The following is a 25,252-nucleotide window of genomic DNA, read 5'->3' as shown; positions in this document are numbered from 1 at the left end:
CGGCGGGGCCGGGCCCCGGCGTTGACGTCACGATGACCTTCCTGCCGGTGGCCCCGTCGTGCACCTGATCGCCCACCCACGCCTTCCCGTCCTTCATGCCTCTTCCACCCGCATCTCGCCCCAGACCTGCTTGCCCCACCGGTAGAGGTCGGTGCCCCAGCGCTGGGTCAGGGAGTCCACGATCACGAGGCCCCGCCCCCGAATCCGGTCTCCGTCGGAGTCGGTCCGCATCATCGGGATGGCCTTCGAGCGGTCGACGACCCCGAGACGGACCCAGTTCTCGGTGGGGCGGGAGACCATCACGCGGATCGAGGGGAGGCGGCCGTGGTCCACGGCGTTCGAGACCAGCTCGGTGATGACCACCGCGGCGTCGTCGATGTGGTCCTCCAAGCCCCAGGCGGCCAGAGCGGTACGGACGAGCTTGCGGGCGGTAGCCGCGCTCTCCGCCTCGCGAGGGAGAGTCATGGAGTACCCGGGATGCCCTGTAGGGCGGGGCGTAGCGGTCACAGTCATCGACGACCTCAGTGGGTGTGTGAACTGCCTGCGGTGTCCCAGGCAGCGGACGGCCTCTTTTCAGTGAACGACCCGTCTCACCCGCGCGGGAGGAAATATCGGCCGGTCGTGCATATGGCCCGACCGGAAACTTCTGCCCCCTACCTGCTCACTGATGGGGACTCCGTCACTACTGTGGGTACGTGGAGGGGAACGAGAGCCTCAGCAGCGCGATGCGGGAGCGGGGCCTGACGCAGGTCGAGTTGGCCGACGCCTTGAATACCCGGCTGATCTGCTCCGGCCATGAGGGCACGGTCAGTGACAGGACGATCCGGCACTGGCTGACCGGAAACACGAGGTGGCCCCACCCCCGGCAACGTGAGGCGTTAGAGGCAGTATTCGGCTGTACCGCCGGGGAGCTGGGCTTCAGCCCTCCGGCGAGACGCCGACGAACCTCGACTCCTCCGGAGGACCCTGTGGACCGCAGGAACTTCCTCACCGTCGCCACGGGCACAGCAGCCGCCGTGGCCCCCTTCGTCGGCGCCCCTCCCCAGGTCGGGGCCTCGGACGTCATCCGACTCCGCAACGGGCTGGACGCCCTGATGGCCCTCGACGACTCCCGGGGCGGTCACGACGGCCTGGAACGGGTCGCGTTGGCCGGTGCCGCCGAGGCACTGGAGAAGCAGAAGCTCGGGGCCACCCAGCGGGTCCGGCTCCGCCTCTTCTCTGTGGCCGCCGACTACACCGCAACGGCCGCGTGGAGCGCCCTGGACGCCAAGCAGACCGACCGGGCATACGCCCTCCTCGGCAAGGCGCTGTACCTCGCCGGGATGGGGCAGGACCCCGTGGTGGAGCTGAGGGTCTGGAACTCGTACGCGATGCTGGCCCACCAGCGGGGGGAGCACGTGGAGGCGGTCGACTCCGCCCAGGCGGCACAGGCCACGGCCATCACGAAGCGGGACTCGCTCTTCGCTTCTCTGACTCACGCCCGTACGGCCATCGGCCACTCGAATCTCGGCGAGCGCCAATCTGCCCTCCGATCTCTTGGTCACGCCCAGGAGGCCCTGGCCAAGGCGGAGATGGATCAGCGTCGGCCGAGCTGGACGGCCTTCTACGGGCCGGCTGAGCTGACGGCCATCACGGCCATCGTGCGCGACCGCATCGGGGACTCCGCCGACGCCGAGGCGGCCTCCCACAAAGCCCTCGGCTCGATCCCGGAGCAGTTCCGCAGGAACCGGGCCCTGGCGACCACACGGCTCGCTCTGGCTCAGCTCCACCAGCGCGACATCGACCAGGGGTGCGCCACGGCGTCCTCGGCCTTCACACTGATGTCGGGCTCCCCGATCCCCGGCCGGATGCGTCTTCTGCTCGGTGACTTCTACCGGGACTTGATCACCCTTGCGCCGGACGCGGCGGTCGCCAGAGAGTGGGGAGACCGCTTTCGAACCGAATGGAGCCGAGCTTGAACGCCGCAGAGCTGGTTGTCCGCCGCTTCGCGCACGAGGACCTCCCGCAGATCCGTCAGGCCCTGATCGACATCCACCGGGATGCCTACGCGGATGCCATGGATGACGAGTTCAACCAGCGCTTTCCCTGGTTCGTGGACCACTGGGGAGGCAACCCGGACTTCGCCTGCGTGATCGCCTTCGACGGTGAAGAGCCTGTGGCCTTCGCGTACGGGGCTCCGGCCACCCCGCAGCGGGAGTGGTGGCGTGAGCACCTGGAGCCCGCCCCGGCGAATGACCGGACGTTCTCCTACTCCGAGCTGGCCGTCCGGACGAAGTGGCGGAAGACCGGTACGGCCGAGTTGGTCACTCGGGCTCTTCTGGAGGAGCGGCCCGAAGACCTCGCCGTCCTTCTTGTGGATGTCGAACACCCCCGTGTGCAGGCACTGTACGAGGACTGGGGTTTCGGGAAGGTCGGAGAACGCCGCCCCTTCCCGGACTCCCCGGTGTATGCGGTGCTGCTGGCCGGCTTGCCCCTGAACTGACCAGGAACGCGAAGAAGCGCCCCCTCACTGCCGGAGGATGGTCACCTGGGACCGGCGCAACGCCGGCCCGTGAGGGTGAGCCTCTGCGTAACGTGGTTGCCGGCCGGCGTCACGGAGACACCGGCTCCCGGTCGTCGCGGTTGTCCTCGGCCAGCTGCTCCAGGAAGGGTTCGACCGCGGCGCGCCAGCCCTCCGGCTGGTCGTAGTGGACGAGGTGGCCGGCGTCGGCCACCTCCGCGTACTGCCCGCGCGGCAGCACCCGGACCATCTCCTGGGCCTCCGCCCGGCCCAGCTCGCCATCGAGGCCCCGGAGCACCAGGGTCGGGCAGCCGACCTGGGCCAGCTCCTCCCAGTGCGCCTCGAAGACCCAGGTGGCGCGGGACTGGAGCATCTGCCGGCGGGAGAAGACGGGCCGCCAGCCGTCCGCGCGCTCGGCCATCACCTCGGCGAAGAACTCACCGCGCGACGGATTGGGCCGCTCCACCCACGGGTCGTCCTCACCGAACCACTTCCGTACGTCGGACAGCGTCGCGAACGGCACCGGCCAGGACGTGAACCAGTCCTCCCACTCCCGCTGCGAGGCCGCCCCGAGCGCGGAGGCCCGCATGTCGCAGATGACCAGCCCCCGGACGAGGTCGGGGCGCTTGGCGGCGAGCTGCCAGGCGGTGAGCGCTCCCATGGCGTGCCCGACGAGGGTCACGGGGCCGAGGTCGAGCTGTTCGATCGCGGCCTCGGCGTCGGCCACGTACGCGTCGCGCGTGTACGAGCCGTCGGCCGGCTTGTCGCTGCGGCCGTGGCCGCGCTGGTCGAGGCCGACCGCGCGGTGCCGCTCGGCGAGCCAGCGGGTGGTGGAGGCCCAGTGCGAGGCCCGGCCCATCAGGCCGTGCAGCATGAGGACGCCGGGGGCGCGTTCGCCCTCCGCGCGCTCCTTGGGCGGATCGGCGAACTCCCAGGCCGCGAGGCGTACGCCGTCGGTTCCGGTCACATCGATGCGCCGCACCATATGTTCTGGCACCCCCTTCTGGTCCCTCGAACACCACGTGGTCGCGTTCCGCCAGCGTATCGAACTCTTATTCGAAAACCGGGTTCCGGCACACAACACCGCTCGTTCGAGTGACCGCTTCCAAGGATTGACGTCGGCCGCGGAGGGGAGATCTTCTCCGGGAGGCGGGCCACTCGGGGATGAGGGCCCGCAGGGAACGACCTGAAGAGCTCGGGGCTCCAGGTCGGAACAGGGGAGGACAGGCCCCGGCGCCGTGAGGCGCCGGGGCCAACCGTCGTTCATGGGGCCCTGGGCCGGGGCCCGACGCGGGCGTGGGTGCGTGTCTCATCCGGTGCGCAGGCCGGACCTGCCAGCACGACGGGCGCATACCCTGCTCCCCTCCCCGACCGCGCGGCCAGGCGGCCGACACTCTCAGGTATCCCTCAGCCACAGCCTGGCACGCGATCCGTCCGAGCGCTGCAATTCCGGACGGAAAAGACGGGAAGCGGACGTCGGCGGCCGGTGCCCGGCACCGCCTGGGAGGCGTGAACCGGACACCGGCCGCCGGCCGCTCGGTGCTCGCCCGCGGGTGAACGCCCGGCGGTGAATCAGTACGTGGCCACGATTCAGTGGCGTGGCCACGCCTCGTGCGTGGCGATCGCTTCAGTGCGTGGCCACGATTCAGTGCGTGGCCACGATTCAGCGCTTGGCGACGAAGACGTGCGACGCCACCTCGGAGTCCAGCTCCGCCGCCTCCCCGCTGCTGCCGACCAGCACTCCGCCGGGCGACTCCGTCACGCTGACCACGGAACCGGGCTGCACGCCCGCCCGCCGCAGCGTGTACATCAGCTGGGCGTCCGTCTGGATCGGCTCACCGATCCGGCGGACCACCACGGTCTTGCCCTCGGCGCCCGGGTCGAGATCCGAGAGGCTCACCATGCCCTCGTCGAGGAACGGATCGGCCCCGGCCTTCTCGCCCAGCTCCTCCAGGCCCGGGATCGGATTCCCGTACGGGGACTCCGTCGGGTGGCGCAGCAGCTCCAGCACCCGCCGCTCCACGGCTTCGCTCATCACGTGTTCCCAGCGACATGCCTCGGCGTGGACCTGTTCCCACTCCAGGCCGATCACGTCGACGAGCAGGCACTCGGCGAGCCGGTGCTTGCGCATCACGCGGGTCGCCAGTCGGCGCCCTTCCTCCGTCAGCTCCAGATGCCGGTCGCCCGCGACCTGAACCAGACCGTCGCGCTCCATGCGCGCCACCGTCTGGCTGACCGTCGGACCGCTCTGGTCCAGCCGTTCCGCAATCCGGGCGCGCATGGGGACCACGCCTTCCTCTTCAAGTTCGAGGATGGTGCGGAGATACATCTCCGTTGTGTCGATCAGTCCGGACATTTCGTGCCCCTCGATGCAATCGTGCGCTGGCCCTGACCCAATTCTGACGCATACCACCGACAACCGTGCCTCGTCGGTCCGATGTGGTGCATCGGAGTGGGCCGGAGCGGCCCTCGCGGTATTGACATGTCACTGGTCCAGACCGCAACGTGATCGGCGGTACGGACGCCCTGGTCACCCCCATTCCGCCGGAAAGGCCCTCCTCAGATGAGCGAAAGCAAGCTGGCCGGTCAGTTCTTCGACGCAGCGATCGGCCTGCTGGAGCGGGTGCGCGACGAGGAGTCCGGCAACATCGCGGCGGCCGGTGCCGCGATCGCCGACACCGTCGAGGCCGGGGGCCGGCTCTTCGCCTTCGGCGCCGGGCACTCCTCGCTCGCCGCCCAGGACGTCGTCTACCGCGCGGGCGGGCTCGCCCTGATGAACCTCCTGGCCGTCCCCGGCGCACTCGGGGTCGACGTCATGCCGGCGACCCTGGGCTCGGCGCTGGAGCGGGTCGACGGCCTCGCGGGCGCGGTCCTCGACTCCAGCCCCGCGAGGGCGGGCGACCTCCTCGTGATCATCTCGCTGTCCGGGCGCAACGCGCTGCCGGTGGAGATGGCGATGAACGCGCGTGCGCTGGGGGTGAAGGTCATCGGCGTCACCTCGGTCGCGTACGCGGACGGCACCCGGTCCCGGCACAGCTCGGGCGGCTTCCTGCGGGACCACTGCGACATCGTCCTCGACAGCAAGATCGCGATCGGTGACGCGGAGCTGGACGTCGACGGCATCGAGGCACCGTTCGCGCCCGCGTCGACCGTGGTCACCAGCGCGGTGATGCAGGCGATGATGGCGGCGGCGGCGGAACGGCTGCTGGAGCGGGGCGTGGAGCCGCCCCTGCTGCGGTCGGGGAACGTCGACGGCGGCCACGAGTGGAACGGGCGCGTGATGACGCAGTACGCGGACCGGATCTTCTACCGGCACTGAGGGCCCGAGTGGGTACCGGGGGCCGCCACCGGCGCGAGGGTTCCGTCCCCTCAGCCGCCGGACGGGCTGATACCCCCGGAACCCTCCCCCAGCGACTGGTACAGGTCCACCGAGGCCGCCACGCGGTCCGCCATGCTCTCCGCGTACACCGCGTCCGGGCGCTCGAAGGCGGCGCGGTTGGCCGAGCGCAGGAACGTCACCACGCCGAGCGTCCTCCCCCGGCTCCGCAGCACCGCGCACAGGGCGTGCACCGAGTCGGCCGGCCACTGGCGCTCGGCCGCCCACTCCCCGGCGGCCCGTGCCGCCCCCGCCGTGGCCCGTACCGAGCCCGTGCGGTCCACCGCCTGAAGGGCCGGATGGCCCGGTACGTACCGCAGCGGGATGCCGCCGCCGGCCACCGGCAGGCACGGGCCCGGCGCATCGGACGGCGTCTGCGCCGCGCGGACCAGCCGTTCCCCCGCCACCAGGTCGACCAGCGCGTGGTCGGCGAAGCCCGCGAGCGCGTAGTCGAGCGAGGTGGTCGCCGCCTCCATGGGGTCCTCGCACTCGGCCGCCGACCGCGAGGCCCGGTGCAGCTGATTCGACCGGAAGCGCACCCGGTCCGCGTCCTGGGCGGCCAGCTTCGCCTCCGTGACGTCCCGGAACAGCCAGCCGACGCCCAGCGGCACCGGCTCCTCGGCGAGCGGCGAGGCCAGCCGCAGGAAGCCGCTGCGCCAGCAGCGCCGCCGGTTGCCCTCGGCCGTCCGCAGCGTCACCCACAGCTCGGCGGGGGCGGGCGGGGCGCCCGCGGCCAGCACGTGCTGGAGCGCGCCCTCCAGGTCCTCCACGCCCTGCACGATCAGCTCGCCCAGCGGCCGCCCCAGCAGCGTCGTCCGGCCGCCGCCGAGCGCGCGGGCGGCGTGGGCGTTGACGACGGTCGGCCGCAGGTCCACGTCGACGAGCACGACACCCCATGACGCGTCCTCGAACAGCGCCTCGCTCAGCGCGATGGCCCGCTCCAGGTCGATCTGCGCATGGACCTCGCTGAACGCGCAGTACACCCCGGCTGGCTTCCCGTCCGCGCCCCGCACCCCGGCCGACTGGGTCCGCACCAGCACCCGCCCGCCGTCCTTGCGCAGCAGCGCGAACTCGTGCACCTGCCGCCCCGGCCCGTCCATGACGGCCATCAGCCGCCCCTGCACCTCGTCCACGTCCGCCCGGCGCACGGCCCATCCGGCGAAACCGGGCCGTCCGACGGCCTCCTCGGCGGACCAGCCAAGAATCCGCTCGGCCTCGCGGTTCCAGTGGGTGACGGTGCCGTCCGCGTCGAAGGCGCAGAGCGCCGCGTCCATTCCGTCGAGCAGGGCCGCCAGCAGCTCCGCCCCCCGGACCGCCCCGGGACCGGCCTCCGGGCCTTCCTCGGGCCCGAGGGCGTCGGTGGTTCCGCTGCTTCTGGAAGCACTCATCCCGTACCCCTCGCAGGACGTGTCCGGCATTGCTGCACGTCAGACCATTGAACTCGAACGTGACCCAGCACACAGCGACTTCACCGAAATCGATGGCACGGATAATTCGGTTGTGCGGCCCGTGGGGCGGTTCCTAGGCTGCGGGTACACATGAAAGGAGGTGCTCCGGAAGTGATTTCTCTTCGGACTCGTGAGGTGACTGCGGGCTGACGCCCGTCGTCGCGCTCTTCGCAGTGCAGGCCGGTCGCCGGCCAATCCCAAGCAGTCACCGACCCGCAGGCTCGCCGGTAAGTCCGGCCGGCTCCTCCGCAAGGAGGGACCAGAGCCTGCGGGTTTCTGCGCGTCCGGAGGCGGGGACGATCTACGGGCACAGCCGCTCGACGCGCCAGCCGCCATGGCCGTCGCCGGTCCCGCTCCCGGTCCCGGTCTCAGCCCCGGTCCCGGCCTCCCGTACGTAGCGCAGCCGGTCGTGCAGCCGGTTCTCGTGGCCCTGCCAGAACTCGATCGTGCCGGGAACGACCCGGAAGCCGCCCCAGTGCGGGGGCGCCGGGATCTGCTCGCCCTCCGGGTAGCGGGCCGCCAGCTCCTCGTAACGCCGCACCAGCTCGTCGCGGGAGCCGATCACCGTGGACTGCGCGCTCGCCCAGGCGCCGAGCTGGGAGCCGTGGGGGCGGGTACGGAAGTAGGCGGCCGTCTCCTCGCGGCCCACGCGGGCCGCGGTGCCGGTGACGATGACCTGGCGGGCCAGCGGGTGCCAGGGGAAGAGCAGCGACACCCGCGGATTGGCGGCCAGCTCGCGGCCCTTGCGGGACTCGTAGTTGGTGAAGAAGACGAATCCGCGCTCGTCGTACATCTTCAGCAGCACCGTGCGGGAGGACGGGACGCCCTCGGGCGTCGCCGTGGACACGACCATGGCGTTCGGCTCGTGGAGCATCCCACCTGCGGCGATCTGCCGGAACCAGCGGGCGAACTGCTGCATGGGGTCGGCGGCCAGGCTGTCCTCGGCGAAGCTCTCGGAACGGTACTGCTCGCGCATCGCGGCCGGATCGGTGGTGGAATCGAAGGAGGAATCTGCGGTGGACACACGCTCATCCTGCCGCAGCGGCCCAGTCTGCCCGGCGAGGAGGGTCATCAACCGTTCGGGGAGAGAACGGGGAGCTGTGCCGGATGTCACGCTTCCCGGTCACGTCGGAACCCGCCAATATCGTGGGGCGGGCCCTTCGGGTCCCGCCCGCAGCCGCCGATCCGAGGGAGCCGCCTGATGTCCGACTTCGTACCCGGACTCGAAGGAGTCGTCGCGTTCGAAACGGAGATCGCCGAACCCGACAAGGAAGGCGGTTCGCTCCGGTACCGCGGGGTCGACATCGAGGATCTCGTCGGCCAGGTGTCGTTCGGCAATGTCTGGGGGCTGCTGGTCGACGGGGCGTTCAACCCCGGTCTGCCGCCGGCCGAGCCCTTCCCGATCCCGGTCCACTCCGGTGACATCCGGGTCGACGTGCAGTCCGCGCTGGCGATGCTCGCCCCGGTGTGGGGGCTGAAACCACTGCTGGACATCGACGAGGAGACCGCGCGCGACGACCTGGCGCGGGCGGCCGTCATGGCGCTCTCGTACGTCGCCCAGTCGGCGCGCGGGCAGGGGGTGCCGATGGTCCCGCAGAGCGAGATCGACAAGGCCGGGTCCGTCGTCGAACGGTTCATGATCCGCTGGCGCGGCGAGCCGGACCCCCGCCATGTGAAGGCCGTGGACGCCTACTGGACGTCGGCCGCCGAGCACGGCATGAACGCCTCGACGTTCACCGCCCGCGTCATCGCCTCGACCGGCGCCGACGTGGCCGCCGCGCTCTCCGGCGCGGTGGGCGCCATGTCGGGCCCGCTGCACGGCGGCGCACCGTCCCGGGTGCTCGGCATGATCGAGGAGATCGAGCGGACCGGCGACGCCGCCGCGTACGTGCGGAAGGCCCTCGACAAGGGCGAGCGGCTGATGGGCTTCGGCCACCGCGTCTACCGCGCCGAGGACCCCCGCGCCCGCGTGCTGCGCCGCACGGCCGAGGAGCTGGGCGCACCGCGCTTCGAGGTGGCGCGGGCCCTGGAGAAGGCCGCCCTTGAGGAGCTGCACGCGCGCCGCCCGGACCGAGTGCTGGCGACGAACGTGGAGTTCTGGGCGGCGATCATGCTGGACTTCGCGGAGGTCCCGGCGCCCATGTTCACGTCGATGTTCACGTGTGCCCGTACGGCGGGCTGGTCGGCGCACATCCTGGAGCAGAAGCGGACGGGCCGCCTGGTGCGGCCCTCGGCCACGTACATCGGGCCGGGGACGCGCAGCCCGCGGGAGATCCCGGGCTTCGATCAGCTGGGCGACCTGGGCAACTGAGGACGGTTCGACAACTGCCGGGCGCCCGTCGACGCGACCGGCGCGGGCGTCCGGGCGTCGCCGTGCCGCACCCGTCGCACGCCTGTGGCATGCCTGTGTCATTCCCGCCGCATCCTGAGATGCGTCATGGCGCCTCGGTGACGGACTGCCGTCGTCGCGCCGCTGCGGCACGTCCGGCCGCGTGGCCGGACGCCTCGTCCAGTTGTTGAACGCACCGGCTGTCGTACGCGGCAGCCCTCACCGCCAGTTAGGTCAAAATGACGCACAAGGGACGCATCATCTTCGCGGCCGGTCTCACCGCCATGGCGCTCGGGCTCACGGCCTGCAACGACGGCGACGACTCGTCATCGGCACAGGACTCGCCTTCGGCGTCCGCCCCGACATCGTCCGATCCGGGCAGCAAGAGCCCGTCCGCGGACCCCGGCGACGACGGCGCGGCGCCGGCCAAGGGTGACACCACCGCGCCGGGCACGAAGCTCAAGATCGGCGACAAGGCGGTTCTGCCGTTCAAGTACGGGACCGACAAGAAGGGCACCATCGCCGTGACCGTCACGGCGATCGAGAAGGGCGCCGAGGCCGACATGGCCGGATTCGGCGCGAAGGCGAAGGGCATGACGCCCTATTACATCCGGATGAAGGTGGAGAACGTCGGCGGCACCGACCTGGCGTACTCGTCACTGAAGCTGCGCGGCGAGCTGGAGGGCGGCGGCCCCACGGGCATCGTCCTGATCGGCGATCTTCCGGGCAAGTGCGACAACGACACGGCGCCCCGCGACTTCACTACCAAGGGCGCGTCGTACGAGACCTGCTCGCTCAGCGCCACGAAGACCACGCCCATCGTGGCCGCCTCGTTCGACGAGGGTGACGCGTACAGCGACAGCCCGGTCCTCTGGACCAACTGACAATCCGTTCCTGTGTCCGTGCGCCGGGCATCTCGTCCCTGACGACATGCCCGGCCGGCGCCAGGGCGTCCCTACTCGGGCGTGGCCGTGGTCGTGGTCATGATCGCTGTGGCGCTCACGCCTCGAAGACCGTCTCTCCGCCGACCACCGTACGTATGACCCGCAGGCCGGACAGATCCGCCGGCCCCTCGCCGAGCGGGTCGCCGTCGAGCACCACGAAGTCCGCCAAGTGCCCTGCCGCGATCTTCCCCTTCCCGGAGTGTTCCCCGGTGACGCGAGCGGCGGCGGTGGTGTAGCCGGCCAACGCGTCGTAGGGAGTGACGCGTTGATCCGCGCCCAGCACATCGCCGTTCCGGGTGACGCGATGCACCGCGGTGTTCATGGTGAAGAGCGGGTTCACCGGCGTGACCGGGCAATCGCAGTGCAGGGCGTAGGGAAGGCCGGCGGCCGCCACCGAAGCAACCGGACTGATCCGCTCGCCGCGAGCCGGGCCGAGGAACCGGTCCCGGTGCCTGTCGCCCCAGTAGTAGACGTGGTTGACGAAGATCGATGCGGCGACGCCCAGTTCACCCATGCGTCCGATCTGGTCCTCGCGCAGCGTCTGCACGTGTTCGAGGCGGTGGGGCAGCACCTGCCCGGGGTGCGCGGCCTGTGCCCGGCCGATCGCGTCGAGGGCGAAGTCGATGGCCTGATCGCCGTTGGTATGGATGGCGACCGCCCGGCCGGCCGCGTGGTTCTCGGCCACCAGGGCGTCCAGACTGCCGGGCGGAATCGCCATTCCGCCGCAGTGGCAGCCGCCCAGGTCGTGGTACGGGTCGGTCAGCGCGGCGGTGTGGAGCTGGATGGAGCCGTCGGAGATGAGCTTGACGCCGCCCACCGTCAGGTGATCCGTCGGGTCGGCGAGCTCGCCGAGCTGATCGTGTACACCGTGACAGAGGTACAGGCGCGCCCGCAGACGCAGATCGCCGTCGGTGTCCAGCCGGTGGTAGGCGTCGTACATCTCGGCGGTGACGAACATGTCGTGGAAGCTCGTCACCCCCACCCGGGCCATCGCCTCCTGCGCGCGGAGCGCCGCCTGCCGGCCCCGGTCTAGATCCATCGACGGCACGGAATCGGGGAACAGCAGCATCGCGGGCATCTCGCGCAGTTCCCCCGTGGGTGATCCGTCCGTGTCACGGACGATCACGCCGCCGGCCGGGTCCGGGGTGCGCTGATCGATGCCGGCTGACTCCAGGGCGGCCGAGTTGACGTAGACGCCGTGCGCGGAAGCGTGCCGTACCAGGACGGGGTGCCGCGTCGATGCCTTGTCGAGGTCCGCGGCGGTGAGACCGCGGTCGTCCGCGACCAGGCTGTCGTCGAACCCCCACGCGTCGATGAGCTGTCCCTCAGGGGTCCGCTCGGCGCGTGCCGCCAGCGCCACGATGACCTCGTCGATCGTCGGGCACGCGGCCGGTGTGGCATCGACGCCGGCCAGCATCAGCCCCCACATCATCGGGTGCAGATGTGTCTCGATGAATCCCGGGACGACCACGGCCCCGCCCAGATCCACCACCTCGGCGCCTTCGGTGGCCAGGGCCAGCATCTCGGCATCGGGGCCCACGGCCACGAACCGGCCGTTCGCGCACACGACAGCCGTCGGTGTGACGGCGGTCGGACCGGCCATCGTCCGGATGTCACCGTTGATGTAGACACGGACGCCTTCGCGGTTCATGTCGTCGTCTCCCTTTCGTTGTCCGACCGCGTGGGCCGGGCCGGCGGCCGCCTGTGACCGGTCGACCGAGTAGCCGAGCGGCCGTCTGCGACCGGTCGACCGAGTAGCCGAGCGGCCGTCTGCGACCGGTCGACCGGGTAGCCGAGCGGCCGTCTGCGACCGGTCGACCGGGTAGCCGAGCGGCCGTCTGCGACCGGTCGACCGGGTACCCGCCCGCTGTCAGTCCTCGCCGACCAGGACGTGCGCGTAGTTCACCCCGCCGGCCCCGATCATCTGCGCGAGCCCGACCCTGGCTCCGGCGTGCTGACGCTCACCGGAGCCTCCTCGGAGCTGCTGCGTGATCTCCACGAACTGGGCGAGCCCCGTGGCTCCCCCCGGATGCCCGCGACCGATGAGCCCGCCGCTGGGGCTGACCGCCACCCGGCCACCGATGTGGAACTCGCCGTCCGCCATGAGGGACGAGGCCTGTCCCGCGGGCGCGAGTCCGAGATCCTCGATGTACTGCAACTCCTCGACGCTGAACGCCTCATGGACCTCCACGACGTCCAGCTGGTCGGGCCGGATGCCCGACTGCGCATAGGCCTGGGCGGACACCCTCCTCGTCACCCCGAGGTCCGGCATGAAAGCGGCGGCCGCGTGCCACTTGTCCGTCTCGGCCACCGCCGCCGTGACCCGCACCGCGCGGTGTCCGGCGTCGGACCGGCGGCTCGTGAGGATGACCGCGGCGGCGCCGTCGCCGATGGGGCAGGACTCGACCCGGCGCAGTGGATCCACCAGCATCGGGGCGGACTTCAGCTCCTCCATCGTGAGCGCCCTGTCGCGCTGGGCCATGGGGTTGCGGCTCGCGTTGAGCAGGTTCTTCTCGACCACCAGCAGGCCGGCGTCGGCCGACTCGCCGTACCGGTGCATACGCGCCTGCTTCATCAGCGCGAACGGCACGGCCGGGACCGCCATGCCCGACACCGAGATCAGGTCCGGCGCCCGCTCGTCCTCCGCGGCGCGGCTCATCAGGAGAGCCCCCAGGCTCCCGATGCCGACCGCGGCCGCCGTCTCCACCCGCCCGGACGCGACCGCTTCCCTCGCCTGCTCGAACGCCGCCGTGCCCGTGGCCGAGGCGTTCTCCACGGCGAACGCCGGAATCCCGGTCCACGCCATCTCGTGCAGCACCAGCGGTGCCGAGGACATACCAGCCCCGACCGCACCCACGACGAGCAGGCCGACCTCGGCCCAGGCCGCGTCGGAGTCCGCGAGTGCCGCCTTGAGCGCCTGGCCGCCCTGGACGTGGGCGGGAGTCCGCGTCCTGGAGAGGATCGGGGTCATTCCGACGCCGGAAACGTATACGTCACGCATGGTCAGCCCGATTCTCGAAACCGTAGGCGGTGAACCGGGCGCCGTCCGTACCGACGACGCGGGGCACCACGGCCACGGGATCACCGATCCGCACCTCGCCCGTACCGACACCGAGCACTTCGACATCGCAGTCGTCCATACGGACCTGCGCGATGGTCACCGGAGGCTGTGCCCCGGCAATGGGAAACATCGCGGTGCAATAAGAGGCGACGACTCCCTTGCCGGGCAGATCCATCGGCTTCGCCAGGGCGTAGCACCGCACGCACCGCTCGCGGGAGGGGAAGCTCACGGTGTCGCAACTGGAGCAACGGGAGCCCCGGAGTGTGACACCCGTGTCATCACACCGCAGTGCGGCATCGTCGAACGAGGGAAGCATGACGAGGTCCATCTCCTGGAAATTCGGAAAGCCGGAGGTCCGGCGCAGGTCGGGCACATGCCGCGGGGCGGGTACGGAGGGAGCCGGGCGCGGGACCAGCGGCGGCGGGAGGTTGGGCCGGGTCAGATCCGCCGGGTCCGGTCTGTCCAGTACAGCTCGCGAAGGTCCTTCTTGAGCACCTTCCCGTTGACGCTCCGCGGCAGCCGTTCAATGACGTCCACACGTTTCGGAGTCCGCACCGGACCCAGCCTGTCGCGGCACCACGTAATCAGTTCGGCCACGTCGACGTCCGCGCCCTCGTTGAGTTCCACGACCGCGGTGACGGCCTCCCCCCAGGTCGCGTCCGGGACGCCGATCACCGCGCAGTCCTGTACGGCCGGATGGGACCAGAGGGCCTGCTCGACCTCAGCCGGGTAGACGTTGAATCCGCCCGAGATGATCATGTCCTTCTTGCGGTCGGTGAGGGTGAGGAACCCCTGCGCGTCGAGGAAGCCGATGTCGCCGGTGTGCAGCCACCCGTCCCTGACCGCTTCGGCCGTCGCCTCGGGATTGCGGTAGTAGCCCTTCATGACCAGGTCGCCGCGCACGCAGATCTCGCCCCGCTCGCCGGCGGTCACCGCGGTGCCCTGTTCGTCGCGGATCTCGACCTGGACCAACGGCGACGGCCTCCCGCAGGAGAGCAGGCGCGCGTCCTCGGCGACCTCACCGTCGGTGAAGTGTTCTTCGGGCCGCAGGAAGCTGATGGATCCGGGTGCCTCGGTCTGCCCGAACGACTCGATCATCACCGGGCCGAACACCTCCAGGCACTCGCGAAGCTTCTCGGTGGACATCGGGGCCGACCCGTAGAGGAAGTACCGCAGTGAGGAGAGGTCGTAGCCGGCCAGTCCGGGGTTCTTGAGCAGGCGGTAGATCACGGTGGGCGGCAGGAACAGATCGGTGACCGCGTTCCGTTCGATGGACTCGAGCAGGGCCACCGGATCCGGTCGCTTGAGTACCACGACGGCCCCGCCCCGGGCACTGACGGGCAGTGTCAGCACGCCCGCCGAATGCGTCATCGGCGCCGCTGCCAGGTTGACCACGGACTCGTCCGCGCGGTACTGCATCACCAGCATCAGCTGGGCGATGCAGGTGCCGAAGCTCCGGTGCGTGTTCATCACACCCTTCGGCCGGCCCGTGGTTCCTCCCGTCGGCGAGATCATCGCGACGGTGTCCGGCGATACGTCGATGGCCGGCCGGGTGGCAGGGACGTCGCCGAGCCACTCGGCGAGCGGGATCGCGTACGGGCGTGCCTCGGCAGCGGACTCGTCGCCTCCGTCGCCCTCCTCGCTCTCCTCGCCCTCCAGGCGGATGAATCGCAGCCGATCGCCGACTTCGGCGTGGATCTCGTCCACGGCCGTCGACAACGACGGGTGGTAGAAGAGCACTTCGCAGTCGAACTGATCGATGAAGCCGATGCTGTCGCTGACCGGGCTCATGGGGTTGAGCGGCACCCAGGTCCCGCCGGCCCGCCAGGCGGCGATCACGCACAGCCATGCGGCCGGATCGTTGGGCGACAGGACCGCGACCTTGGTCTCGGCCTCGAACCCGTCGCGGTGAAGGGCGTTCGCGATGCGGCAGGAGAGCGAGCCGGCCTCCTCGAAGGTCCAGTCGACCTCGCCGTGGCGGTATGCGACCGCCGCCGGATCGAGGTTCCATCCTTGATCGAAGAAGTGTGAGAGGAGCATGGGATCGGTCCTTCCCATCCTGTCGGCCGCAGCGGTGCAGGGGCGTTGCCAGGAGCTGTCTGCGAATGCAATGGAATCGGCTGCGCCCCGGGGCGGCGAAGCGCGAACAGGGCTGGCCCTGCGCACTGCCGACCGGGCACGTCTCCGTGATGGCAAGCCACACGCTAAACCATTGGTCATTAGGTTAACAGTACGTGTGAGCTACGTCACAGACGCTTATTCTCATTGATGTGCGGACGCTCTGAGCGTTGACGAGTAAACCGACGAGCATTAGTTTTACCGAGCGACCCGAGGTGCAGTCGACGCCATGTCACCACTGGCCTCCCGACTCCGCGCGGGTCGCGTATTCCTCGGTCCCCCTGGTGGGCAACTGGTCGAACCGCCATGCCCATGTGCGCCACAACGGCAAGTTAGGAAACCGATGACTTCAGCGCGCGAATTGATCGATGCCTCCCCGCTCAGCCGACTCCAGATACGGGTTATCGTCCTCTGCGCGCTGGTCAGTATGGCCGAGGGATACGACATCATCTCGATATCCCTCGCCGTACTGCCCATCACCGATGACTGGGGTATATCCGGCGCCCAGTCGGGCCTCCTTTTCAGTGGCGGTCTGATAGGGATGGCTGTGGGGTCCATCGCCCTCGGACCGGTCGGTGACCGTTATGGGCGTCGCCCACTGCTGATCGGCTCACTCGTCGTCATCACGGTCGGCGTCGCGCTCTCCGCGGTCGCCGCTGACGTCACCCAGCTCGCTCTGCTGCGGCTTCTGACCGGACTCGGCATGGGGGGCATCATCCCCAGCCTGCCGATCATCGTCGGTGAGTACTGCCCCGCCCGTAAGCGCTCCACCCTGATCGCCCTGTTCGCCATCGGCATTCCGGCCGGCGGGGTGCTCGGCGGCGCCGCAGGGACGATTCTGATGTCGAGCTTCGGGTGGCGCGCGGCATTCGTGTTCGGTGCGCTCATCACCGCGGCGACGGTAGTCGTGGCATACGCGGGAATCCCGGAGTCACCCGACTACCTGGAAACCAAGGGAACCGAAGCCTCCCGGAAGAAACTCGACGCCCTGATCCAGAAAATGAACCTGCCGGGCACTCTCGGGGACGCCGATGAGCACCGCACGATCGAGGCGCCGTCGCTCGGCGCGGTGGGATCCGCCGCCCTGAAATCGTGGGCGCTGGTCACCACGTGCATTGCTTTCTGCCTGGTCAACTCCGCTTATTTCTTCGGAAACACCTGGACGCCGAAACTGCTGAAACTGGCCGGCCTGTCGAACAACGAGGGCATCGGTGGCGGATTGCTCTTCTCGCTGGGTGGCGCGGTCGGCATGCTGCTCTTCGCCGCGCTGACTCTCCGGTTCGCCTCCATGCGGGTCACCGCCGGTTTCGTCGCGGCCGGCGCGCTGCTGTTCGCCCTCATGTCCTCGGTGTCCAGCCAGCTGAGCCCCACCCTGGTGGCCGCGGCGCTGCTCGGGCTGTGCCTGAACGCCGCCTATGCCGGGCTGTACGTCATGGTGCCTCTGCTGTTCCGTCCCGAGGCGAGGGTCTCGGCCCTGGGAATCGCGGCCGGCCTGGGCCGCATCGGCAGTATCGCGACTCCTCTGGGGATCGGCGCACTGGTGGACCGCTCCTGGGCGGCGGACTCGATCTTCCTGGTGTTCGTGATTCCGACTCTCGCCGCGGCAGCAGTGATCGCCTACGCGAGCGTGCGCAATGCCCGGGAGTCCCCTGCCGCGCCGGTGGTCGACGGCGTCACGGCGGGGGGAGCATCGGCATAGTCGTGCAGCGCGGCGTTCGTGGCTGCGAGGCCACGCGGGGCCGATCGATTGACGGCGATACCCTGCACATGCGTACACCGTGCACCCGCCCCCGGCCGGGACCCACTACGAGATCGCAAGAGCCGGTCAGGCGCCGAGCAGAGGAGACCGCGCACCAATGGCTCGACCGCCGAAACCCTTGATCAGCCGAGCCGCCGCCGTGGCGGGAGCCATCGCGATCATCGACAGCGAGGGGCTGGAAGCTTTCAGCCTGGCCCGGCTGGCCCAGCATCTCGATGTCAAGACGCCGTCGCTGTACCACCACTTCTCCGACAAGACGGAGGTCCTGACGGAGGTGACGCGGGCGATCGTGTACGAGACCAGGATCCCCAGGCGGCCCGAGTCCGGCGACTGGCGGGAGTGGGCGATCACGTACAGCCTGAACTTTCGCGATGTGGTCCTTCGGCACCGCAATGCCGCTCCGGTGCTGCTGCAGTTCCTCCCGCGCGACCTGGTCACCGACATGTTCGAGTCCGCTGCCGTCTACCTGGCGGAGAGCGGAGTCCCCGTGCGCCTGCACGTTCAGCTGCTCGACGGACTGGAGAAGCTGACGTTGGGCGTCACGCTGACCGAGGCGATGAGGCCGGCGGCCAAGAGCGCCAGAGTGTTCGCGAACGTCAACCGGGCCGCCCACCCGACCCTCACGGCCGCGATGCACTCGAACCAGCTCACACCGCGGCAGCTGCACGAGCAGATGGTACGAAGCTTCCTGCACGGGGTCGTCCGTGACGACGAGGAGCGAACGGCTCCGGCGACCGATGACTGACCTCCTGCCCCTCGCCTTCACCGCGGTCGGCGTCTTCCTCCTGGCCGCGCTCGCCCAGGCGGTGACGGGCTTCGGCGCCGCCCTGGTCGCCGTACCCCTCCTCACGCTCGTGGTCGACCCGGTGACCGCGGTGGTCGCGGCCACCACGGTCAGCCTCGTCCTCACCGCCGGCTCCTGGCGGCGCGAGCGCCTGCACGTGGATACCGGGCAGGCCCGCCGCCTCACGCTCGCCGGGGTGCTCGGCATGCCGCTCGGCCTGCTCGCGCTCGCCCTCTCCGACGAGCACACCCTCTCGCTGCTCATCGGTGGCGCGCTGCTGGTGCTGGTCGGGCTGCTGTCGTTCGGTGTGCGGTTGCCCGAGGGAAACGTCACGACGTGGACAGCCGGTTTCATCAGCGGTGGACTCCTCACCTCGACCGGCATGAACGGCCCTCCGCTGGTGCTGGCGCTGCAGAAGCTCGAACCGCGCCGCTACCGGGCGACGTTGCAGGCCGTCTTCTGCGGGCAGGACGTGGTCGCGGTCGCCGTCTTCGTCGCACTGGGACACATCTCCGCTACCGCGCTGATCCTGACAGCGGCAGGTGTACTGGGCCTGCCGCTGGGCTGGGCCATGGGTGACCGCATCTTCCGGCGGGTCCCGGCGGAACGCTTCCGGCCGATCGTGCTCGGTGGCCTCACCGTCATCGCGGTGGTCATGCTGGCCGGCGGCTCCTGACGGAGGGGGCCCGCCTTCACCGGAGGCCCCTCGCCTGGATGCCGATGCCCGCCCTGAGAAGCGAGGCCGCCCTTCCTGGGCGTGGAGCGGCCCCACCCGGCCGGAAGGCCCCACCCGGCCGGAACCTAGGAGTTGGACCAGTTCCTGGTGGAGAGCACCAGGAGATATCCGTCCGGGTCCCGGACCGTCACGCCCCAGGTGTCCCAGTACGGATTGTGCGCGGGTACCCGCTTGCCGCCGTGCAGTTCGAGCCGCTCCACGAGGGAGTCCGGCACCGGTTCGCCGAGGTAGATGACCAGCAGGTCTTCGGGGGTCGGCCGCGGGTCGGTGGGGGCGGCGGGGGCGTGTACGAGTTCCCGGTGCCAGGCCGCGTCGGGCCGGCCGACCATCAGCAGCGAGTGCCGGCCCGGCGTGCCGTCGGCCTCGTGCCGGTACAGGACGTCGAGCCCGAGCCCGGAGACCCAGAAGCGCTCCGCCGCCCGGAGATCGCGTGACGGACGGGCGATGCGTACGTGCGCCGCGGCGTTGACGGCCATGGGGCAACCTCCTGACGGGCGCGGACCGGCCGTGGGCCCGGCCGGCGCTCGGCGACGGAGCCTAACGAGCGGGCAATCGTGAGCGCATCGGCCGTTCGGCTCAGGCCACCGGGAACTGGGCGACGTACTCGTCGAACGAGGGGATGCCCACTTCCGCGCGCCGCTCGTCCATGCGCTCGGGGTCCTCGCAGGGCCACGGGATCGGTGAACCGTCCCGCACCCCGGCGATCTGCGTGCCGTAGATCTGCTCGCGTCCTTCGTTCACGAGTGTCCGATCGCGCAGAAAGGCCAGGTCCCGCGCGCTTGCTGAGCCCGCTGCCACCGCCTGCTCCATCAGCCGGAGCGCCCGGCGCTGCACATCGAGCTGCCGGTCGGCGTGCTGCGCGATCAGCCACGCGGCCCGCGCCGCGTCCTCACCGACCAGTTCCGCGGTGGGCCAGCCGTGCTCGCCCATGATCTCGGTGAGGCGATCCGCGTGCTGGGCGGTCAGACGACGCCACGCCAGCTGCTCCGTGTGGTTGTCGCTGTTCGCCTGAACGGCGGCCTGGTGGTCGGCCGCGGCCATGTCCGCGAGCTCCCGCGCCACTGCGGCGACTTCGGGTGTCATTCCTGCTCCTGGAGTCCAAAGGGGTGCGTCGTGCTGGTCGTTCGCAACCCTAGGCGCGCAAAAAGCCACAAAAGATCGTTCTGGCGAAGGGTGACAAGCGGATCCGGGCGTTGGGATACTTGATCTGCCGCCGAAAGAAGACCTGGACCTTGGGCGGGTTCGCCGTGCCGGGGTCGTCGAGCGCGGTGAGGGCCTGGTCCAGAGCGAGCGCGTTGGGGTACTCGGTGAGCTGTTCCGGCGCGAGCAGGCACGGCTCCGGAACGTAGTTGTCGCCGTACTCCAGCACGGACGGCTCGGGCGGCGCGGCGAGTCGGTCACCCCGGCGGCGGTTCGCCAGACCAGCGCGGCCGGGGGCCTGTACTCCGGCGGGTGCTCGCAGGGCACCACAGCGCCTGGAGCAGATCGGCCTGGCCGGGCAGCCGCAGCAGGGGTACGTCGCGCACGTACAGCTGAGCCACAGGCAGCATGGCGTTCGGACCCCCGGGACGGGTCCGGTGCTCGTACAGCGCCTCAGCGGCCCACGTGTGCGGTGAACGCGGCCCAGGCGGCGGGCGGGAGCGCCAGTTCCGGGCCCTCGGGGTTCTTGGAGTCACGGACGTGTACGGCGGCGGGGTGCGCGGCGACTTCGACGCACTGGCCGCCCTCGTCACCGCTGTGGCTGGACTTCCGCCATGCGTAGCCGACTTCGAGGCACTGGCCGCCCTCGTCACTGCTGTAGCTGGACTTCCGCCACTCGTAGGCGACTTCGAGGCAGGCGCCTCCCTCGTCGCTGCTGTAGCTGGACTTGAACCACGCGCGTTCAGTGCTCATTGCTCTCCCAACTCTCCCAGCAGACGGACCAACAGGCCCAAGGTGTCTCCGGGGCTGAGGGCCTGAGCTCGCAGCATCGCATATTTCTGGGACAGGATGCTGATCTCATCGGGGTCGCAGACGAGCAGGCTGCCGCGCTGGGTCTCGGAGTAGGCAACCTGTTGATAGTCCGGTGTTTCCAGCAGCGTGAAGGGGCCATTCAGCCCGGCATGAGCCCGGTGGCTCAGCGGGAGAATCTGAAGGCTGACGCCCGGCAGCGTCGCGCACGTACGCAGGTGGCGGAGCTGCTCCACATGCGCCTCGTCGTCGACGAGTTGAAGCCTCACCACCGGCTCCCAGATGACGAAGCTGATCGTCGGGGGTTCACTGCGGTGCAGGATCTCCTGGCGTTCCAGCCGGGAGGCGGTCTGGATCGCGATCTTCTCCTCGCTGAACACGGGGACCCGGTTGCGGAAGACCGCCCGTGCGTAGGCCTCGGTCTGGAGCAGTCCGGGCAGGACCTGGTTGTCGTACCAGGAGAGAGCGAGCGCCGTCCGTTCCAGGTCCATGTACTGCTCGGCCCAGGCCGGTACGAGGTCGACCTCCGGCAGGTTCTCCACGGCCGTGGCCAGCGCGCCCTTCGTCTCCAGCAGCTGGTCCAGCCGGCGCGCCAGGTCCGGGAGGAGTGAGCGGCGCCCCTGTTCGATGGAGGCGATCGTTTCCACCTGCACCCCTGCCAGATCCGCGAGTTGGGACTGCGTCAGACCCGCCGTGACGCGGAACAGGCCGAGCAGCTTGCCCACAAGCTTCATGGCCGACGCGTTCTTGCGCTGTCGATTCCTGGGGTGCATACGGTCCCCACTCCCACCCTTGTCCGTGGTTCACGCCTCGGCGCACTCGTACAAAGAATCTGTACGGGTGCCCTGTCGCCGGCCGTCCCGGCCACGAGGCTCGTGCCTCGAAGCTCGCAGCTCGGGGCTCGGGTCCCGGGCTTCGGGAGGGACAGTTCACTCCTTCGAGCGTACGGAGGGGCGGGGTCGGCCCGAAGCTTGAGGCTCGGGATTCGAGCTCCGAGCCACGAGCTCCGAGGTTCGAGCGCCTTCTTTTAACCGGTAGGGAAAGAAGGGTGGTTGGGAAAACCCTCCCTACCTCCCTGACCCGTCACGGCCAGCAAGTATGACTAATGGTGACAGCTTGCGACGCTGCGTCGCGACTGTCTACGGTGCGAGAACGAAGCGACCCCGACACGGTGTTCCAACACCGGCCGGGGTCTGACCTCCAAGATCGAAAGAGACCCGATCTCGTGGCTGTTCAGAACTTTAGTCCCGCCCTGTCCGCGTTCGCAGTGTCGGCCCCATACTCGATGGCCCATCCCGGCTACGGCAAGCGATCCGTTCCGGACCAACCCTCCTCCCGCGCAGATGACTTCGACCTGCTGCCGTTCCGGGAGCGGTATGTGGCCGGGTTCATCGAGCAGCTGCCCGAGGGTGCCACGATGAGCGTGAAGTGCCTCGCCAAGCAGCTCCCCCTGTACGGGCAGCAGGCCGTCAGCTCCGCGCTGACCGCGCTGTCGGTCGCCGGACACCTGCGGCGCGTGCGGTGCGCGGTCGGTGGCGGTGACCAGGTGCGGTGGGTGTTCCGGACCTACTGGTCGCGAACCGCCCACGACAACGAGTGGTGGGCGAACCACCTCGGCCCCGCGCCCGTTTCCGTTCCCGAGCCGGTGCGGGAACCCGTGCGGGAACCGGCACCCACACCGGTGCGGGAACCCGCGCCCGCGCCGGTGCGAGAACCGCAGCCCGAGCGCCCCGCCCCCTCCCCCGCGTACCTCGCGCTGGCCGGGCTCGGGCGGGTCGACACACGCCTCGCGCTCTCCGCCGCCGACTGCACGGTCCTGGAGACCCTGGCCGAGCGGTGGTTCGCACGCGGCGTGGACGCCGACTACCTCACCGGCGCCCTCACCGCCGGACTGCCCGCCCGCGTCGACTCACCCGTCGGCTTCGTCCGCCGCCGCCTCAACGACAAAATCCCGCCCGCACTGCCCACCACCCCCACACCGCCGCCCGCCGGAACCCCGGTCCGGCGCGTGATGATGGAATGCACCGAATGCGGCACCCCCGGCCGCCCCGAAGCACTCCCCGACGGCCTCTGCCAACCCTGCCGCCAGCCCGCAACCACCGCCACCGACGCCCAGGCCGACCTGCCCGTCGAACGCGACGTCACCAAGCTCGTGGCCGGACTCCGCGACCTCCTCAAAGCCCCCTGAGCGGAGTCCCCTCGCTCGGTCTCGCCCCCACTGCTTTGCCCCGCAGGCTGAGCCTGTAGGGCTAAGACGCTGCGAAATCCCTTGTCAGAGGTTGCCAGACCTCATATTGCGCGTTTCACTTGCGCACATAGGCGGAAAATCACAGAGGGGAGGGCCCACATGCTGCTGAACTTCAGGATGTCGAACCATCGCTCGGTCCGCGAGGAGCAAGAACTCAAGCTTCACCCCGCCTACGACGCGGACCGTCCTACGGGTACGGACTGGGCCGCAGTCCCCGTGGCGGGCCTGTTCGGTGCCAACGCCGCAGGGAAATCGAACCTCGTGGGCGCACTGGGGTACATGGCCGGAATGGTCCTGAACTCGCATCGCGATGCGGAGCCCGGTGGCGGCATCGCCCGCAGCGTGTTCCGCCTGGATGCCTCGGCTGCCGAGGAACCGTCCTGGTACGTGGTGGATCTCTCGCTGGCCGGGGTGCGCTACACCTACGGCTTCAGCATCGACGACGAGCGAGTCCTCGACGAATGGCTTTACAGCTACCCGCTCGGGAAGAAGCGCAAGATCTTCGAGCGCTACGAGGGCGAAGTGAATCCGGGTGACACGCAGGCCAGACGTGAACTGGAACTGGTCGAGAACATCACCGAATCGAATGTGCTGTTCCTGACCATGGCCGCACGCTCCAAGCAGAAGGACTTCCGCCCCGTCTACGACTGGTTCGCGACAGGCTTGAAGTTCAGTGAGGGCCGCATGCGCTCGCCGCTGGGAATCGCTCCGGGGACGCCGGGACCGGCCTGGGACACTCCCGGCCTCTTGGCTCTCCTGCGCTCTGCCGACCTGGGTATCGAGGCGTACGGCACCGAGCGTCAGGTCTTGGACGAGGACGCCCTGCGTCGGCTGTACGGCGGACGGGTACCCCAGCGGGAGCTCGCCAGGCTGGCGGAAAGAGGGCCGCGGGAGACCGTACGCCCGTGGATCGGCCACCGCGGGCGCACCGGCGTAGTCCGCATGGATCTCCACGAGGAGTCCGCGGGCACCAAGGCTCTGCTGGAGCAGGCCCCGCGATTTCTGTCCGTACTGCGCCGAGGCGGCACGCTCGTCGTCGACGAGATCGACTCCAGTCTTCACCCACTGCTCACCACCCAGCTCATCAAGCTCTTCCAGGAGCCGGAGACCAACCCGCGCGGCGCGCAACTCGTCTTCACCTCCCACGACGCCAGTCTGCTCGGCCGTGTCGACGGCGAGGACATCCTCAAGCGGGATCAGGTGTGGTTCGTGGAGAAGGACCAGTACGGGGAGACGAGACTGTTCGCCCTGTCCGAGTTCAAACCACGCGCCGGCGAGAACCACGAGCGCCGCTACCTGGGGGGCAGCTACGGCGGAGTGCCGTTCATCGACGAGAGCCTTGCCAAGGCACTGGCCACACGGGGGGAACAGAATGGCGCGGCAACCTAAGCCGGACGGCCGCAGGCGTCCCTTACGAGATTCCCGGCTCGGCAGGAGAACCGAGCTTCGCACCCCCCGCCTGCGATTACTGGTCGTCTGCGGCGCCGAGGTGACAGAGCACGCCTACGTCCAGGGCCTCAAGAACGCTGCCCGGAATCCAGCGGTATCGATCAAGATCGTCAAGCATCCCAAGGCTCCCTCCCAAGTCGTCGCGCACACGGTGAAGCTGCTTGAGACGGCCGACGACGCCTACGACGAGGCGTGGTGCGTCCTGGACGTCGACGAGTTCACCGATATCGATCAGGCCCTACGTGAAGCCGACCGCAATCACATCGGGATCGCGCTGTCGAACCCGTGCTTCGAAGTGTGGCTGCTGCTGCACTTCACCGATCACCATAAGCACGCACCCTCCTACGACCAGCTCGTTCCGATTCTGAACAAGCACACGCCAGGCGGATACTCCAAGACGGGCCTTGACTTCCGTCATTACGAGGACGGCTGGCGCGAGGCGGTCCGCCGGGCGAAGCAGCTGGCTCCGGACGGCAAGGAGCGGGAAATGAACCCCTCCACCGGCATGTGGAAGCTCGCGCTCGCCATCGGCGGCCCGCAGTAGGGCGGC

The 25,252-nt window shown here is 69.7% G+C and carries 25 protein-coding genes; 11 read left to right on the top strand and 14 right to left on the bottom strand.

All coding sequences use genetic code 11. From position 1 onward, the window contains the following. Window positions 1-93 precede the first annotated feature (93 nt). Window positions 94-465 (bottom strand): ATP-binding protein, encoded by a 372-nt coding sequence (locus tag ACZ6S6_RS22630; RefSeq protein WP_469706728.1) that lies wholly within the window; start codon window positions 463-465, stop codon window positions 94-96. A gap of 503 nt (window positions 466-968) precedes the next feature. Between ACZ6S6_RS22630 and ACZ6S6_RS22625 the strand changes: the two genes are divergently transcribed. Then, window positions 969-1,958: a hypothetical protein gene (locus ACZ6S6_RS22625; protein WP_469706727.1), complete on the top strand. Its 990-nt coding sequence runs from the start codon at window positions 969-971 to the stop codon at window positions 1,956-1,958. Beyond that, entirely contained in the window at window positions 1,943-2,482 is a 540-nt protein-coding gene (locus ACZ6S6_RS22620; RefSeq protein ID WP_469706726.1) for a GNAT family N-acetyltransferase, read from the top strand. The genes ACZ6S6_RS22625 and ACZ6S6_RS22620 overlap by 16 nt, the downstream gene beginning before the upstream one ends. A 109-nt stretch (window positions 2,483-2,591) precedes the next feature. On the opposite strand, the gene ACZ6S6_RS22615 is transcribed toward ACZ6S6_RS22620, so the two are convergent. Both ACZ6S6_RS22615 and ACZ6S6_RS22610 read right to left on the bottom strand, forming a co-directional pair. Further along, window positions 2,592-3,485 (bottom strand): alpha/beta fold hydrolase, encoded by an 894-nt coding sequence (locus ACZ6S6_RS22615; RefSeq protein WP_469706753.1) that lies wholly within the window; start codon window positions 3,483-3,485, stop codon window positions 2,592-2,594. 678 nt (window positions 3,486-4,163) lie between these two features. Next, complete coding sequence (locus ACZ6S6_RS22610; protein ID WP_362964105.1) at window positions 4,164-4,856, bottom strand: metal-dependent transcriptional regulator; 693 nt, start codon at window positions 4,854-4,856, stop codon at window positions 4,164-4,166. Between the two features lie 207 nt (window positions 4,857-5,063). Between ACZ6S6_RS22610 and ACZ6S6_RS22605 the strand changes: the two genes are divergently transcribed. Then, window positions 5,064-5,819: an SIS domain-containing protein gene (locus ACZ6S6_RS22605; RefSeq protein WP_362964103.1), complete on the top strand. Its 756-nt coding sequence runs from the start codon at window positions 5,064-5,066 to the stop codon at window positions 5,817-5,819. A gap of 50 nt (window positions 5,820-5,869) precedes the next feature. Here ACZ6S6_RS22605 and ACZ6S6_RS22600 read toward each other — a convergent pair whose 3' ends face one another. Both ACZ6S6_RS22600 and pdxH read right to left on the bottom strand, forming a co-directional pair. Further along, window positions 5,870-7,264 carry a PAS domain-containing protein gene (locus ACZ6S6_RS22600; protein WP_469706725.1) on the bottom strand — a complete coding sequence of 465 codons (1,395 nt, stop codon included), beginning with the start codon at window positions 7,262-7,264 and terminating at the stop codon, window positions 5,870-5,872. 361 nt (window positions 7,265-7,625) lie between these two features. Then, on the bottom strand, window positions 7,626-8,300 hold the full coding sequence (pdxH, locus tag ACZ6S6_RS22595; RefSeq protein ID WP_469706752.1) for a pyridoxamine 5'-phosphate oxidase: 675 nt from the start codon (window positions 8,298-8,300) through the stop codon (window positions 7,626-7,628). Between the two features lie 225 nt (window positions 8,301-8,525). Here pdxH and ACZ6S6_RS22590 point away from each other — a divergent pair, with 225 nt between their 5' ends. Together ACZ6S6_RS22590 and ACZ6S6_RS22585 are read left to right on the top strand one after the other, a co-directional pair. Beyond that, entirely contained in the window at window positions 8,526-9,635 is a 1,110-nt protein-coding gene (locus ACZ6S6_RS22590) for a citrate synthase 2 (protein WP_362964098.1), read from the top strand. A gap of 257 nt (window positions 9,636-9,892) precedes the next feature. Continuing rightward, window positions 9,893-10,537 (top strand): hypothetical protein, encoded by a 645-nt coding sequence (locus ACZ6S6_RS22585; RefSeq protein ID WP_469706724.1) that lies wholly within the window; start codon window positions 9,893-9,895, stop codon window positions 10,535-10,537. A gap of 115 nt (window positions 10,538-10,652) precedes the next feature. Here the strand turns inward: ACZ6S6_RS22585 and ACZ6S6_RS22580 are convergent, their stop codons facing one another. The 4 genes from ACZ6S6_RS22580 to ACZ6S6_RS22565 all read right to left on the bottom strand — a co-directional run bounded on the left by ACZ6S6_RS22580 (window position 10,653) and on the right by ACZ6S6_RS22565 (window position 15,698). After that, window positions 10,653-12,248: an amidohydrolase gene (locus ACZ6S6_RS22580; RefSeq protein WP_469706723.1), complete on the bottom strand. Its 1,596-nt coding sequence runs from the start codon at window positions 12,246-12,248 to the stop codon at window positions 10,653-10,655. A 219-nt stretch (window positions 12,249-12,467) separates the two neighbouring features. Next, window positions 12,468-13,598 carry a thiolase family protein gene (locus ACZ6S6_RS22575; RefSeq protein ID WP_469706722.1) on the bottom strand — a complete coding sequence of 377 codons (1,131 nt, stop codon included), beginning with the start codon at window positions 13,596-13,598 and terminating at the stop codon, window positions 12,468-12,470. Next, window positions 13,591-13,974, bottom strand: coding sequence for a Zn-ribbon domain-containing OB-fold protein (locus ACZ6S6_RS22570; protein ID WP_362964125.1), 384 nt, complete (start codon window positions 13,972-13,974; stop codon window positions 13,591-13,593). Before ACZ6S6_RS22570 ends, ACZ6S6_RS22575 begins: the two co-directional genes overlap by 8 nt. A 122-nt stretch (window positions 13,975-14,096) precedes the next feature. Next, window positions 14,097-15,698, bottom strand: a complete 1,602-nt coding sequence (locus ACZ6S6_RS22565; protein WP_469706721.1) for a class I adenylate-forming enzyme family protein — start codon at window positions 15,696-15,698, stop codon at window positions 14,097-14,099. 307 nt (window positions 15,699-16,005) lie between these two features. On the opposite strand from ACZ6S6_RS22565, the gene ACZ6S6_RS22560 reads away from it, so the two are divergent. From ACZ6S6_RS22560 to ACZ6S6_RS22550, 3 genes are all read left to right on the top strand, one after another. Then, window positions 16,006-17,475, top strand: a complete 1,470-nt coding sequence (locus ACZ6S6_RS22560) for an MFS transporter (RefSeq protein WP_469706720.1) — start codon at window positions 16,006-16,008, stop codon at window positions 17,473-17,475. A 157-nt stretch (window positions 17,476-17,632) separates the two neighbouring features. Further along, window positions 17,633-18,280, top strand: a complete 648-nt coding sequence (locus ACZ6S6_RS22555) for a TetR family transcriptional regulator (protein WP_469706719.1) — start codon at window positions 17,633-17,635, stop codon at window positions 18,278-18,280. Further along, a complete protein-coding gene (locus ACZ6S6_RS22550; RefSeq protein WP_362964083.1) occupies window positions 18,273-18,995 on the top strand; it encodes a sulfite exporter TauE/SafE family protein in 723 nt (240 codons plus the stop codon). Before ACZ6S6_RS22555 ends, ACZ6S6_RS22550 begins: the two co-directional genes overlap by 8 nt. 125 nt (window positions 18,996-19,120) lie before the next feature. Here ACZ6S6_RS22550 and ACZ6S6_RS22545 read toward each other — a convergent pair whose 3' ends face one another. The 5 genes from ACZ6S6_RS22545 to ACZ6S6_RS22525 all read right to left on the bottom strand — a co-directional run bounded on the left by ACZ6S6_RS22545 (window position 19,121) and on the right by ACZ6S6_RS22525 (window position 21,739). Further along, window positions 19,121-19,531, bottom strand: a complete 411-nt coding sequence (locus tag ACZ6S6_RS22545; protein ID WP_469706718.1) for a VOC family protein — start codon at window positions 19,529-19,531, stop codon at window positions 19,121-19,123. Between the two features lie 100 nt (window positions 19,532-19,631). Then, entirely contained in the window at window positions 19,632-20,138 is a 507-nt protein-coding gene (locus tag ACZ6S6_RS22540) for a DUF6624 domain-containing protein (RefSeq protein WP_362964079.1), read from the bottom strand. A gap of 49 nt (window positions 20,139-20,187) precedes the next feature. Further along, window positions 20,188-20,424, bottom strand: coding sequence for a hypothetical protein (locus ACZ6S6_RS22535; RefSeq protein WP_362964077.1), 237 nt, complete (start codon window positions 20,422-20,424; stop codon window positions 20,188-20,190). A 224-nt stretch (window positions 20,425-20,648) separates the two neighbouring features. After that, the gene (locus tag ACZ6S6_RS22530) at window positions 20,649-20,948 is read right to left on the bottom strand and encodes a DUF397 domain-containing protein (protein ID WP_469706717.1); all 300 of its coding nucleotides are present in this window, start codon (window positions 20,946-20,948) and stop codon (window positions 20,649-20,651) included. Next, window positions 20,945-21,739, bottom strand: coding sequence for a helix-turn-helix domain-containing protein (locus ACZ6S6_RS22525; RefSeq protein ID WP_362964073.1), 795 nt, complete (start codon window positions 21,737-21,739; stop codon window positions 20,945-20,947). Before ACZ6S6_RS22525 ends, ACZ6S6_RS22530 begins: the two co-directional genes overlap by 4 nt. Before the next feature lie 491 nt (window positions 21,740-22,230). Between ACZ6S6_RS22525 and ACZ6S6_RS22520 the strand changes: the two genes are divergently transcribed. The 3 genes from ACZ6S6_RS22520 to ACZ6S6_RS22510 all read left to right on the top strand — a co-directional run bounded on the left by ACZ6S6_RS22520 (window position 22,231) and on the right by ACZ6S6_RS22510 (window position 25,246). After that, window positions 22,231-23,193: a MarR family transcriptional regulator gene (locus ACZ6S6_RS22520; protein WP_469706716.1), complete on the top strand. Its 963-nt coding sequence runs from the start codon at window positions 22,231-22,233 to the stop codon at window positions 23,191-23,193. Between the two features lie 159 nt (window positions 23,194-23,352). Beyond that, the gene (locus ACZ6S6_RS22515) at window positions 23,353-24,642 is read left to right on the top strand and encodes an AAA family ATPase (RefSeq protein ID WP_362964069.1); all 1,290 of its coding nucleotides are present in this window, start codon (window positions 23,353-23,355) and stop codon (window positions 24,640-24,642) included. Beyond that, on the top strand, window positions 24,626-25,246 hold the full coding sequence (locus ACZ6S6_RS22510; protein WP_362964067.1) for an RloB family protein: 621 nt from the start codon (window positions 24,626-24,628) through the stop codon (window positions 25,244-25,246). Before ACZ6S6_RS22515 ends, ACZ6S6_RS22510 begins: the two co-directional genes overlap by 17 nt. Window positions 25,247-25,252: the final 6 nt, after the last annotated feature.

It is taken from the genome of Streptomyces sp. NPDC048671 (assembly GCF_055587045.1).
Note: the sequence above shows the minus strand (reverse complement) of the source record. Positions and strands in the feature narration are given on the sequence as shown.